The sequence below is a fragment of the Paraburkholderia sp. BR14320 genome, assembly GCF_040948665.1.
Taxonomy (GTDB): domain Bacteria; phylum Pseudomonadota; class Gammaproteobacteria; order Burkholderiales; family Burkholderiaceae; genus Paraburkholderia; species Paraburkholderia youngii.
In genome coordinates, this window is the sequence record NZ_JBFPKG010000031.1 from 43,433 (window position 1) to 56,031 (window position 12,599).

Genomic DNA, 12,599 nt, shown 5'->3' on the forward strand with positions numbered 1-12,599 from the left:
ACCTTGCCCCGCCATTCGTGCGCGCGGAACAGGAAGGTTACCGGCGGGCTTCCGTTGCCATGCGGACTGCAAGGCCTGCTAGCACTGTGCCCATCAACCAGCGTTGAAGCGTAATCCACGTCGGGCGGCTCGCGAGAAATCCGGCAATCGAACCAGCCATGGTCGCAATGGCTGCATTCACGCAGACGCTGATCAGGATCTGCGTTGCGCCCAAGGCGAGTGATTGATGAAATACGCTGCCGTGCGACGGATCAATGAATTGAGGCAATAGCGACAGGTAGAGCACGGCGATTTTGGGGTTCAGCAGATTGGTGGTGAACCCCATCAGGAACAGTTTGCGGCGACTGTCCACGGGAAGATCGCGGACCTGAAATGGTGAGCGTCCGCCGGGCTTGACTGCTTGCCACGCAAGATAGAGCAGATACATCGCGCCGCCAAAGCGGAGCGCATCGTAGGCGTAAGGTATAGCGAGAACCAGAGCGGTGATGCCGAATGCCGCACACAGCATGTAGAACACGAAACCAAGGGCGACGCCAGCCAGGGAGATAAGTCCAGCTTGACGACCTTGGCAGATGGAGCGTGAAATCAGATAAACCATATTCGGTCCGGGTGTAAGCACCATGCCGAGTGCAACGAGACCGAATGAAAGGAAATGACTTAGATTGGGCATCGAAAACTCCAAAGTTACGCGTATCGAAGGCGGCGAATTTTCATCCGTGATTTTCCACTAGCTTTGCGGGTTTCCGCCAGCACATGTTTGGCAAGACTCAAGAGAACGGATGCAGCGCCAGTTCGAGACCCAAGACGATGAGAAATAGGAGAAAGCAACGGCGGGAAGTTTTTTGGACTGATTTTCTGCCGCACGATCGAGCCCAACCACATTCCAGCGAGAGCAGGAACGACAGCCAGCAGCGACAAGCCGAGCTGATCGATCCTGAACGCGCCGTGGGCGAAGAGCCCTGCTGCGAGAGCAACCGTGGAGAGGGTGAACGAAAGGCCAAGAGCCTGCACAAGCTCGTCTTTTTGAAGACCCAATGACTGCACATAAGGCACGGCGGGAATCGTGAAGACGCCGGTGGCGCCGGTCAGCAAGCCGGTAGTCATGCCGATGACGGGCGAAAGCCAGGACTCGCGCCGTTGCGGGACCGAAAGTGTCGGCAAGAACAGCGCATAGGCCGCGTAGGCGATCAGCGCACGTCCCAGCGCACGTCCCGACCAGACGGGGTCAACGAATACCAGCAGTCGCGTGCCTAGGACGGTACCGATCACGATGCAGAGCATCATGGCCCATAGGCGTCGCGTGAGGCGGAGTATGTCTCGTCCGACTAGGATCTGCCACACGTTGGTCACGAACGACGGAATGATCAGGATGGCCGCCGCCGTAAGCGGCGACATGATGGCTCCGAGCACGCCCATGGCAACTGTGGGCAGGCCCATTCCGGTCACGCCTTTAACCTATCCGCGCCGATGCAAAGCCTGCTGGCGCATCTCGGTGGCGGACCGCAGACCGTAGCTGGCGCAAGGCCGGCTCATCGGCTTCGCGCGTTCACTGAGAGCAAGCTGCGCAGCTTCATCGAGCAAATACGCATCGCGAGGATCGATTCGCCGCGTGGTCACACGGCGGCAGACGACGCTCGGCGCGATGCCGCCTGAAAGCGTACGGCCCGCGCCCAGCGCCACCTCGTTGAGGGTGGCACAATCGTTCCCGCCAGCGCCGGCTCCCGCACGCAGCCGGCGATATTGAACGCGTCCACTGCAATCGACCACCGCTGCAGTGGCGCCCAGTTCCGAGGAGTTACCATGCCGCTCGCCACCGCCTCCGCACGGCTCGCCGCCGATGCCCCCAACTACCTCGTGGCCCTCGAAGCCGGCCGCCATGCGCTCGCTGGCGACGAGGGCCCGCACGAAGGCGGTCAGGATCGCGGGCCTGCCCCTTTCGAATTCGTGCTTGCGGGTCTCGCCGCGTGCACGTCGGCAACGCTGCGCATGTACATGCAGCGCAAAGGCTGGCCCGACGGCAGCATCGATGTGACCACGACTCTGCACGCCGATCAGGAGCGCAACCAGTACATCCGTCGCACCGTCGACGTTGATGCGCCGCTCGACGCCGCACAACGGGCCCGACTCGCGGAGATCTGCGAAAAGACGCCCGTCACGCTCTTCATCAAGCGCGGCACGCGCATTGACACCACGATGATCGAGCGGTGAAGAGTGGACGAACGGGTACTGCCGGTCAGTTCCCGTCATTGCTCTCATATGCTCGATGCGCTTCGGCAACTGACGTTTGCCTCTCAGTGTTGCCAGAACAGGGCGGCCGGCTGCGTACAGCCATCGGAGCTGCCACCATAGAGATGGACATACGCAACGGATTTCACCCTTCACGTTTTATCCAATCGTGCCGCGCATCGAACAAGATGAGAGCCGCATCGGCGACAATCAAAAAAGGGCGCGTCAATCAATGAGCGCTTGTCTGGGTCCATCAACGTTGGCTCATCAACTTCGCCGCGACATGCTCATCTTGCTTGTCGCGCCACACGATCGGGATTTCCCGTCGGATGGCCGCTATGACCTTCGTGCCGTGCACGAAGGAGCGGCCGAAAACGAGGCTGCGGATTACCTTGACCCGCCCGAGCCCGAACCGCCTCCGCCGTGACCGCCGCCGCCTGAACCGCCTGAGCCGTGACCGCCTCCACCCGGACCGCCTGAGCCGTGACCGCCCGCGCCCGAACTGCCTGCGCCAGACCCGCCTGCGCCCGAACTGCCTGCGCCGGGGCCGCCTGCGCCCGAGCCGCCTGCGCCGGAGCCGCCTGCGCCCGAACTGCCTGCGCCCGAGCCGCCTGCACCGTGACCGCCTGCGCCCGAACTGCCTGCGCCAGACCCGCCTGAACCCGAACCACCTGCGCCTGCGCCCGAACTACCTGCACCCGAACTACCTGCACCGTGACCGCCTGCGCCCGAACTGCCTGCACCCGAACTACCTGCACCAGAGCCGCCTGTACCCGAACCGCCTGCGCCCGAACTGCCTGCGCCCGAGTTGCCTGCGCCCGAGCTACCTGCGCCCGAACTGCCTGCGCCCGAACTGCCTGCGCCCGAGCTGCCTGCGCCCGAGCTGCCTGCACCCGAACTGCCTGCACCCGAACTACCTGCGCCCGAACCGCCTGTACCCGAACCGCCTGCGCCCGAGCTGCCTGCACCCGAGCTGCCTGCACCGTGACCGCCTGCGCCCGAACTGCCTGCACCCGAACTGCCCGCGCCCGAACCGCCCGCGCCCGAACTGCCCGCACCCGAACTGCCCGCACCCGAACTGCCCGCACCCGAACTGCCCGCACCCGAACTGCCCGCACCCGAACTGCCCGCACCGTGACCGCCTGCGCCCGAACTGCCTGCACTCGAACTGCCAGCACCCAAACCACCGGCACCAGAACCGGCCGCGCCCGGGCCCGAACTGCCTGCGCCCGAACCGGCTGCACCTGCACCCGAGCCGCCGGCACCGGCACCAGAACCGCGTGCGCCCGAACCGGACGCGCCTGCACCCGAGTTGCCGGCATTCGAACCGCCCGAACCCGAACCGGCTGTGCCTACCCCTGAACCGCCCGCGCCCAAACTACCTCCTGCGCGACTGCCTGCAGGCTGTCTTTGAACCAGTTGCAGTGAAGCAGAATTCCGAGAACCTGCGCCGCGAGTATTCGGAGAAGGCGCGCTGCGGTGATCGAGCGAAGCGGAAGACGCGCGTGGAGCGTGCTCAGCACTGGTAGTTGCAGATCCCCGCGCAGAAACTGACGATGATCGCGCGACATGATCGGACGAAGACGCTTGTGTCGTCGGCGATTTGGGTCCAGTGATCCCGCTCGCATGCCGCTCGATTGCTCTCACGTCCGGCGCCGAATGGTGGCGAGCTTGTGCAGCGGTATAGCTTGCCTGGTCGGGCTCTCGTGTGACCGACTGCGGCGCAGCAGGCTCCGGAGCAGTTCTAGCGCCATGATCGGACGGACCGGAAAACGCCGGCGGGGCGAGTTCAGCACCGCCAACCGCGGTTGGGTGGGTGGAAGGCGACGGCGGTAGCGCGACATGCCCGAACCATGTCGTGTGTGGCGCTGGCGACGTGGTTTCGTTAATCCCGAGCGCCTGATCATCGTCGAACCGATCGATTTGCGCGACCACACCCATGACCGCGACAGCCAACGCGCTTGCCGACGCAGCCCAAAGCGCGAGATGTCGGCCACGCGAAGGCTGTGCGGTATTGATGTCTGCATCCGGGCTACCGGCACCCGAACCCGGATCGTTTCGCCTGGTCCTTCCATTCACTACGTTCATCTGCCGTCCCCTTTACGGAGTGCTCATCGAAATGAGCCGCGGTTCGGCCTGTTCGCCCACGGTTCCGTCACGGCAATGGGGAGCCGTGAACCCGCTTTTCTATCCTAAGCCTTTGAGCTATGGAAACGCCCGCCATCTTCGTGGCCGATCTTGACTGGCGACCGGAACCGCCGCCCGGCGCACCTCTGCGCGATCCCTGTACAGTTGGCGGCGACGCATGCAAGTGGAGCATTCGCTGTGCCTGTTAGGTCGCACCTCAATGAAGTTGTGAGATCGTCGCCACCTTGTCCGCCTTGCGTCATGAGGCAGTTTGCATGCGCATCGCGCAGCGACGGTCACCTGAGCGTGACGGAGACAAACCGGCGAGCATTTTGACGCTGGATCAGCACCGATATCGCTTTCTTCGCCTTTTCTTCCACTGCACTCGCTTGCTCCCGGGATTCGATCAGCTCGCCATTGAACGACAGGACGATATCGCCAGCGCGTATGCCAGCGGTCGCCGCAGGTCCAGTCACCTGGTCCACCATCATCCCTTCCGGAAGATCATTCGCCCGCTTCTCGTCGTTGTTCAGCGGATGCATCGTCAAGCCAAGGCGATCCGGTGCGGCGCTTGCAGTTTGGGCCGGAGCGGGATTCGACGCTGCACCAGGGGCTTGCACGGCGCTCGGGGTTTCGCCGCGCGCGCCGACGATGATTTCAATCGTCATCGGCTTTTGGCTGCGGATTAGCGTGAGCGTCGTCTTCGTTCCGGGCTGCAGCCCGCCGGCATACTGGGCCAGCTCGGCCGAGCGAGCGATCGTCCTGTCGCCAATCTGTGTGATGACGTCGCCAGGCCTAAGGCCACTCGCGGCGGCGGGCGTACCAGGCGTGACGACGTTGACGAGCGCCCCGGCCGGCCGTTGCAGGCCAATGGCCACCGCCAGCCCAGGTCCGACGTCCTGAACCTCTACACCAGCAATGCCCGCCGGTCCGTTGCTCTGGGTTTGCAACTGCGCTCGCACCTTATTCGCCATGTTGATCGGAATCGCAAACGTCAGGCTCGGGTACCGCTCCGCGTCCGGATAGACCTGCACGTCGATGCCGATCACCTCGCCCGCCCGGTCAAACAGAGGACCGCCCGAATTGTCGGGACTGGCGGCAACCTCGGTTTCGAAAAAGGGAAAATTGCTGCCGTCCGGCAACACTCGCGAAGTGGCGCTAACGATGCCAGTCGTAACGGTGTTCTGGTAACGGTCGGGCGATCCGATCGTCAGCACCTGTTCACCGACACGCACGCGCGACGAGTCACCGAGCTTGACGGCCGGCAGCGTCGCGGCATCGATCTGAATCACCGCAACGTCGCTATCTGTGTCGACGATCAGCACCTTGCCCTTGAACTCCCGCCGGTCCGTCAGACTGACCGTGACTTCGTCCGCCTGATCCACCACATGTGCGGTGGTCAGAATGAGGCCATCGGGGCTGATGATGAATCCGGAGCCGGTGCCCGTTGTCACGCGAGCAATATTGCGTTGCGGCTCCGGGGATTGCGGCGCGACGCCGCTGAAAAACGCGGCGATCGGATCGTGGGGGCCGATGTCCTCGGGGGGCGACGCGGAGGTTTGCTTCTCTGGCGCCGTTGCGCGGATATGGACTACGGCGGGCCCGTATCGCTCGACCATGGTGGGGAAGTCAGATGGCGTCGTGGCATTGGCCGGTGCAACCAACTTCGCGTCAGCAGGCTGGGGTGACGCGGTGCCGGCGGCGAGCGCAGCTGGCAAGAGGCACGGACAGCCGCCCAGAAGTCCAGCTGCCACCGCAGCATGGAGCAACGTGCGATTCAAGGTCCGGCGGAACACGGCGCCTCCGAGGCGGTCGTCATCGCAGCGTATCGAAGTCTGAAGCGACCAAGGCCAACAGCGATGGCGAACAGAACAGACGCTGATGAATAATTTTATGCCGCTGGCGGCGCTCCGGTGTGACTCAGCTCACCAACGAAAGCAAGATCACCCAGTTCTAGCGCGCCAGAATATAGAGAATGACGTGAATGACCGAGACAGATCGATACCACCCAAACCACCTACGAATTTCGCGAGTCGCTTGACCGTGGACCGGTGCAATTTCGTACCTTCCTGACTAAAGCTTTAGCCGTTGAGCGCTCCCGTCGCGCCGGGTTGTTTGCTCTTGCGGCGCAGTTCTTCCGTCGTTTCGCCTCCGCCGTCCGGCAGCCAGCCCGGCGGCTGGATCACGTGATTGATCGCGATCCACGGGCTCTTCGCCTTGACCATATCGCGAATTAGCGTGGCCCAGTGCTCGAACTCGACGACGAGCGGGTTGCGCGACGTGGTCGGCGTCACGAGACCGTAGCGGCACGGTTCGTCAGCGCGTTCTTCCACGTAGGTGCCGAACAGCCGGTCAAAGATGATCAGCACGCCACCGTAGTTCGCGTCCAGGTAATCGACGTTCGATGCATGGTGCACACGGTGGTGGGACGGCGTATTGAACACATATTCGAACCAGCCCAGCTTGGGTATGTACGTGGTATGCAACCAGCCCTGGTACATAAGATTGAGGAACAGCGTGAGCAGCACGACCTCGGGCTTGACCCCGAGCCATACCAGCGGCGCGAAGAACAGCGTCGAGCCGGTCAGCTTGCCGGTCAGGCCGAGACGGTAGGCCGTTGAAAGCGTCAACTGGTTCGGCGAATGGTGCACGGCATGCGTGGCCCAGAAGAAGCGCACACGATGCGACGCACGGTGATACCAGTAGTAGCAGAACTCCATTCCGATGAAGAGCGCAAACACCATGAGCGCGCTATTGACGTCGACCGTAAAGATACGATGGTCGTAGACGAAGCTGAAAACTGGCGTGGCGACCGAGATCGGCAGCAGTGATATCAGCCTGCGCGCGGCCAGGTCGAACAGCGAGATCCACACCTCGTGCCAGGCAAATGGTGAGGACGCACTCTTCCTGCGGCTCAGCACGACTGCTTCGATCAGTGAAACGACAACGACGACGCCGGTTACGACGAGAAGAAGTTTTGTGAAGGATTCCATGACGATGCCATATCGGGTGGTGGCGGGATGTATCGTCTGCGGTGACGAGGGGTCAGTGCATCGCATCGATACGCGCACTTTAGACAGGGTTCTCGTGACTGGCTACGCAAAAGGTATTTCACCGCGTGTCATGGGATTGGGGAGGCTTCTGGCGGGGGCTTCGGGGGGATTCACCCCCTAAAGGAAGGTCCGCGAACAAGATTTTCCCCGTGACGATCGCAGATCGGCGTTGCCCTTTCCCGGCAAGGAAAGGGCTTTACCAGGCCTTCCGCGGCGGCGGGTTCTATTGCTATTCACGCCGCCGAAACTCGCATCAAGCCTTCCATTCGTACGGCTGCAAGAGTTCTTCGAGCGGCGGCTGGGTGACGCTCGCGGTGTAGTTCGTCATCGTCGAGGCGGCGACGACGAGGACGACATCAAGCACCAGCGCCTGATCGAAGCCCGCCTCGGTGAACGCGGCGATGTCGTGGTCGTCGATGCGACCGCGCTTTTCGATCAGCGTGCGTGCGAGGCGCGACAGCGCCGCAAGCCTGGCGTCCTGCGGGAAGCGGCGTTCGCGGATCGCCTGCACGTCGGCCTCGCTCAGGCCTTCCTTGAGCCCGAGGAATGAGTGGAAAGCGACCGGCCAGGCGGAGCCATTGGTCACCGCATTGGTGAGCAGCAGTACCTGCATCTGCTGTTCGTCGAGGTTGCCGCCGTGCGCCTGATTGAACACACCCAAGAGGGCAGTGATCAGCCTCGGTGAGCCCGCCATTTTGGCAGGCATATTGGGCACCATACCGAAGATCTCGGCGAGGCTGTTCAGCGCGGGCTTCGATTGTTCGGGTGCGGATTCGAGCGTATAGGTGGGAAAGTTGGCCATGGTATTTCCTTGAGGGTCGAGGTGTGTCGCTGACAACGTACAGGCGACATGCGCAGACTAGTCAGAGGCGCGAGTCCAGCCAATTACATGGCAGGTAATAAACGAACCACACTATCCACGGGTCGCGCCGAGTCAGGCGATGTTCCGCCGCTTCGCCCTCGCTGACTTCGGGAGCACCCTGACCGAATCATTTCAACAAACTTACATCGCTACTGCACGATTATCGGCACTACCACCTGCGTACCTGTCCCCTTCCCCGGCAATATAAGTTGCACCCTTTTTGAACTAGACTTGGAAAATACGAAAATCGGAAACGGGAGTGTTAGCCATGAGTGAACCGTGCATCATCTCCGTTGCGATCACTGGCTCAGTTCCGCGCAAGAAGGACAACCCGGCTGTGCCGATCACGATCTCCGAGCAGATCGAAAGCACGCAGGAAGCGTACGAAGCCGGGGCATCGCTGGTTCATCTGCACGTGCGCGACGAACAGGAGAACTCGAGTTCCGACCGCGCGAGTTTCGCCGCACTTCAGGAGGGCATCCGCAAGCATTGCCCCGACATCATCATTCAGTTTTCGACAGGCGGCCGTGGCCGTTCGTTCGAGCAACGCGGCGCGATGCTCGACCTGCGGCCGGATATGGCGTCGCTCGCAACGGGCTCCGTCAATTTCCCGACTACCGTCTATGAAAATCCGCCGGACTTCGTGCGCGCGCTTGCGCAAACGATGCTCGACTACGATGTCAAACCCGAAATCGAAGTCTTCGATCTGGCGATGCTGTACAGCACGGCAGATCTCGTCCAGCAAGGGTTGCTGAAGTCTCCTGTACACGTTCAATTCGTCATGGGTGTAAAGAACGCGCTACCTGCGCGTCGCGAGATTCTCGAGTTCGAGGTCCAGCAACTCAAGACGCTATTGCCGGATGCAACATGGACCGCCGCTGGTATCGGACGTCATCAGTTGGAGGTCAATCATTGGACTCTTGAAATGGGCGGGCACTGCCGCACCGGTCTCGAAGACAATGTGCGCTGGGACAAGGACACGCTGGCAAAGAGCAACGCGCAACTCGTTGCACGGGTGGCCGCTTTGTGTGACGAATATGGCCGGCCGGTGGCAAGTGCGGCCAAAGCGCGTGAAATGCTCGCTCTTCCTGCGAGGTAGGCCGACGGGACGGGCCACTCGCTCCCGTCTGGCGTCCGCGTAAGGGGACGCTCGCGTGCTGGCAACCTCAAGAAATTCAAGACCTGGTCGACGACGCCAGGACGCGAAAGCGCCCCACTGACGAAACGAGTGCCCGGTACCAGTCATTCGACTGGCTCCGAGCCGTAGATATTCGCTCCATGCTCCAGGTTTTGCAGCCCGCCCGCATAATCGCGCTACGATACGCGTCGCACTTTGTCGAATCTCATCCCCCTCATGCTCGAACGCTTTCATCTCACCCTGATCCGCGAAGTGGACCGGCAGGGGTCGCTCACCGCAGCAGCCGGTGCGCTGCATCTGACGCAATCAGCGTTGAGCCATACCGTCAGGAAGCTCGAGCAGCAGCTCGGCACGCCGGTCTGGGACCGTGACGGCCGCAACCTGCGCCTCACGCAGGCGGGCCAATATCTGCTGTCGCTCGCCGACCGGCTGCTGCCGCAGTTCGAGCACGCCGAAGCGCGCATGAAGCAATACGCGAACGGCGAGCGCGGCACACTGCGCATCGGCATGGAATGTCATCCGTGTTACCAGTGGCTGCTGAAGGTCGTGTCGCCGTACCTCGCGCGCTGGCCCGATGTCGATGTCGACGTCAAGCAGCGCTTCCAGTTCGGTGGCATCGGCGCGCTGTTCGGCTACGACATCGACGTTCTCGTCACGCCTGATCCGCTGAATCGGCCTGGCCTAAGCTTCGAGCCCGTGTTCGACTACGAGCAGGTGCTGGTGGTGGCCGACGGGCATCGGCTGGCCAACGCGCGTTACGTGGAGCCCGAACAGCTCGTCGATGAAACGCTGATCACCTATCCGGTCGACACTGATCGCCTCGACATCTACAACCTGTTCCTGCGCCCCGCCGACGTCGCCCCGCGCCGTCACAAGACGATCGAGACCACCGACATCATGCTGCAGATGGTCGCAAGCAAGCGCGGCGTGGCCGCGTTGCCGCGCTGGCTCGCCGAGGAATACGCGGACCGTATGCCGGTGGTTAGCGTAAAGCTCGGCAAGGCCGGCATCGCCAAGCAGATTTTTCTCGGCACACGCGACGCGGATGCGTCGCTCGACTATCTGGCTTCGTTCGTCGAGTTCGCACGCAAGTCGAACTGGAAGGGCTCGAAGCCGCGGCGCTAGAGGTTGCATATCGCGGGTCACGCCCGGACCCGCGTTCCGTCATAGCGCGCGACACGCTTCCGCGCCCCGGCGACACGCATCGCTGCAATCCTGGCAATGCTGCGCCGGATGACGCGCGCATTCGTCGGCGCAGACGTCGCACAGGCGCGCGCAGAAGTCGCAGAAATCTTGCATGAACTGCGTGTCGCGCGCGAGGGCCTCCGACGTCAAGCGGCACAGCGCCGCGCAATCCATGTCGAGCCGGATGCATTTTTCCATTTCATCGATATGCCGCTCCGCGATGCACGCGGAGTAACACCGGGTGCAGGCGCTCGCGCAATGGTCGAGCGCGTCGATACAGTCCTGGGGGGTCATTGCGGTTCCTTGGCAGCCTCGTAGCGCAGTAAAACAGCAAGCGCCATGCCGTCTCGAGATCACACCGTGCGACGCGTGAGCATCGTGCGTATTTCGCCGATCGCGCGCGCCGGATTGAGCCCCTTCGGGCACACGTCCACGCAGTTCATGATGGTGCGGCAACGAAACAGCCGGTAGGCGTCTTCGAGATTCGTCAGTCGCGCGGCCGTGTCCTTGTCGCGCGAATCCGCGATGAACCGGAAGGCCTGCAACAGACCCGCGGGACCGACGAATTTGTCCGGGTTCCACCAGAAGCTCGGGCACGACGACGAACAGCACGCGCACAGAATGCATTCGTACAGCCCATCGAGCTGGTCGCGTTCCTCCGGTGACTGCGGGCGTTCGCGCTCGGGTGGCGGATCGTCGTTGACGAGCCACGGCTTGATCGAATGGTATTGATTGAAAAACGGCGTCATGTCGACGATCAGATCGCGGATCACCGGCAAGCCTGGCAATGGCCGCAGCACGATGTGCTTCGGCAGTTCCTGCATGTTGGTCAGACACGCTAGCCCGTTCTTGCCGTTGATGTTCATCGCGTCCGAGCCGCAGATGCCCTCGCGGCAAGAGCGGCGATAAGCCAGCGACTCGTCCATCACCTTGATCGCGCCGAGCACGTCGAGCAGCATGCGTTCGCCGTGCCCCAGTTCGACCTCGTATTGCTGCAGCCGCGGACGTTCGTCGGCGTCGGGGTCGTACCGGTAGATATCGACAGTTCGAAGATCGTTCATGGTCACTCCGATGGCGGAGCGCACGGACGCCCCGTCGCACTGCGAGCAGGCGCTCCACGCCCGCTCGCTGCAGAGGATGAGATGTGGGTCGTGAGGCATGCGCCGCGGTAAAGGCCGCGGCTGCGCGCGTCAACCGTCCTCGCCCACTTCCTGCGGCTCGGGCAGATCGGGGAGGTCTTCGGTGGTTGGCGGCTCCGGTTCGCCCGGCATGTTCGGCAGGTCCGTGTCGTCGTCATTGGCGGGCGTCTGTTGCACGGAAGGCTGCGTTGCGCTCATGGTCTGCTCCTTCAGGTTTCGTTCGATATGCCTGTCAGTGAGCATGCCGCAGACCCGCGAGCACCGCATTCGGCCAGGGACGCCAATGCGGCGCATCTGCGTCATGGGATCGGCATCGGGCGATTGGTTGCCGCTCTGTCCCGAGCGCCGCTTTCGAGTGCCAGCAAGCGGCCTATGAGCTCGCCCTTGAGCTGATTTAGCAGCGACAGCTCCCGGCGAGTCGTGTCGAGCGCATCGCGCAGCAGGGGCTCGTCGCTCCGCGCGAGGCTTCCTTCCATTTTGGCCAGCGCGGATGTTCGCACCCTGATCTCGGTGCTTACGTTGATCATCTCCGCCAGCACATCTTCAATACGTTCTGTCATCGTCTCCCCCAACCTTCGGGTTGTTTACCTTCACATTCGACGCGTAAGCCTCCTTCGAGCGGTGCTCCGTGAAAAAAGGCGATCACCCGGCATTGCGGCGTGATCGCCATTAAGCGCTTCTAGAGAAACGCTGTCCCCGAATCCGTAGGGGACGTCGCAGTATACGAACAGTATGTCGCGCCGTGCTATGTCCTTAAGTATCGGGTAACGGACACCCGGTCGGCCCCACACCCGTCCGCAACTCATGAGTTATCAACACGCGGTGCGTCTGTCTGTGCGCCGCGGGCGCGACTATCATAAAGGTGGGCA

At 62.5% G+C, this 12,599-nt stretch carries 13 protein-coding genes; 4 read left to right on the forward strand and 9 right to left on the reverse strand.

All coding sequences use genetic code 11. The annotated features are described in order from the left end of the window. Positions 1–37: 37 nt before the first annotated feature. A complete protein-coding gene (locus AB3X89_RS25325; protein WP_368585727.1) occupies positions 38–670 on the reverse strand; it encodes a LysE family translocator in 633 nt (210 codons plus the stop codon). Positions 671–684: 14 nt separating this feature from the next. Further along, positions 685–1,437: a sulfite exporter TauE/SafE family protein gene (locus AB3X89_RS25330; RefSeq protein ID WP_368585728.1), complete on the reverse strand. Its 753-nt coding sequence runs from the start codon at positions 1,435–1,437 to the stop codon at positions 685–687. Positions 1,438–1,800: 363 nt separating this feature from the next. Between AB3X89_RS25330 and AB3X89_RS25335 the strand changes: the two genes are divergently transcribed. Then, complete coding sequence (locus AB3X89_RS25335; protein WP_368585729.1) at positions 1,801–2,208, forward strand: OsmC family protein; 408 nt, start codon at positions 1,801–1,803, stop codon at positions 2,206–2,208. A gap of 356 nt (positions 2,209–2,564) precedes the next feature. Then, the gene (locus AB3X89_RS25340; RefSeq protein WP_368585730.1) at positions 2,565–3,755 is read left to right on the forward strand and encodes a hypothetical protein; all 1,191 of its coding nucleotides are present in this window, start codon (positions 2,565–2,567) and stop codon (positions 3,753–3,755) included. Positions 3,756–4,649: 894 nt separating this feature from the next. Here the strand turns inward: AB3X89_RS25340 and AB3X89_RS25345 are convergent. The 3 genes from AB3X89_RS25345 to AB3X89_RS25355 all read right to left on the reverse strand — a co-directional run bounded on the left by AB3X89_RS25345 (position 4,650) and on the right by AB3X89_RS25355 (position 8,208). After that, the gene (locus tag AB3X89_RS25345; RefSeq protein WP_368585731.1) at positions 4,650–6,149 is read right to left on the reverse strand and encodes a trypsin-like peptidase domain-containing protein; all 1,500 of its coding nucleotides are present in this window, start codon (positions 6,147–6,149) and stop codon (positions 4,650–4,652) included. Positions 6,150–6,434: 285 nt separating this feature from the next. Beyond that, the gene (locus AB3X89_RS25350) at positions 6,435–7,346 is read right to left on the reverse strand and encodes a sterol desaturase family protein (RefSeq protein WP_368585732.1); all 912 of its coding nucleotides are present in this window, start codon (positions 7,344–7,346) and stop codon (positions 6,435–6,437) included. A 313-nt stretch (positions 7,347–7,659) separates the two neighbouring features. Then, positions 7,660–8,208, reverse strand: a complete 549-nt coding sequence (locus tag AB3X89_RS25355) for a carboxymuconolactone decarboxylase family protein (RefSeq protein ID WP_368585733.1) — start codon at positions 8,206–8,208, stop codon at positions 7,660–7,662. A gap of 328 nt (positions 8,209–8,536) precedes the next feature. Here AB3X89_RS25355 and AB3X89_RS25360 point away from each other — a divergent pair, with 328 nt between their 5' ends. Continuing rightward, positions 8,537–9,367 carry a 3-keto-5-aminohexanoate cleavage protein gene (locus AB3X89_RS25360; protein WP_368585734.1) on the forward strand — a complete coding sequence of 277 codons (831 nt, stop codon included), beginning with the start codon at positions 8,537–8,539 and terminating at the stop codon, positions 9,365–9,367. A 255-nt stretch (positions 9,368–9,622) separates the two neighbouring features. Then, positions 9,623–10,531 carry a LysR family transcriptional regulator gene (locus AB3X89_RS25365; protein WP_368585774.1) on the forward strand — a complete coding sequence of 303 codons (909 nt, stop codon included), beginning with the start codon at positions 9,623–9,625 and terminating at the stop codon, positions 10,529–10,531. 39 nt (positions 10,532–10,570) lie between these two features. Here AB3X89_RS25365 and AB3X89_RS25370 read toward each other — a convergent pair whose 3' ends face one another. The 4 genes from AB3X89_RS25370 to AB3X89_RS25385 form a co-directional block, all read right to left on the reverse strand. Next, positions 10,571–10,885, reverse strand: a complete 315-nt coding sequence (locus AB3X89_RS25370) for a four-helix bundle copper-binding protein (protein WP_368585735.1) — start codon at positions 10,883–10,885, stop codon at positions 10,571–10,573. Positions 10,886–10,944: 59 nt separating this feature from the next. Then, the gene (locus AB3X89_RS25375; protein ID WP_368585736.1) at positions 10,945–11,652 is read right to left on the reverse strand and encodes a succinate dehydrogenase/fumarate reductase iron-sulfur subunit; all 708 of its coding nucleotides are present in this window, start codon (positions 11,650–11,652) and stop codon (positions 10,945–10,947) included. 129 nt (positions 11,653–11,781) lie between these two features. Then, entirely contained in the window at positions 11,782–11,928 is a 147-nt protein-coding gene (locus AB3X89_RS25380) for a hypothetical protein (protein WP_368585737.1), read from the reverse strand. A gap of 101 nt (positions 11,929–12,029) precedes the next feature. Next, positions 12,030–12,290 carry a hypothetical protein gene (locus AB3X89_RS25385; RefSeq protein ID WP_368585738.1) on the reverse strand — a complete coding sequence of 87 codons (261 nt, stop codon included), beginning with the start codon at positions 12,288–12,290 and terminating at the stop codon, positions 12,030–12,032. Between the last annotated feature and the right edge of the window lie 309 nt (positions 12,291–12,599).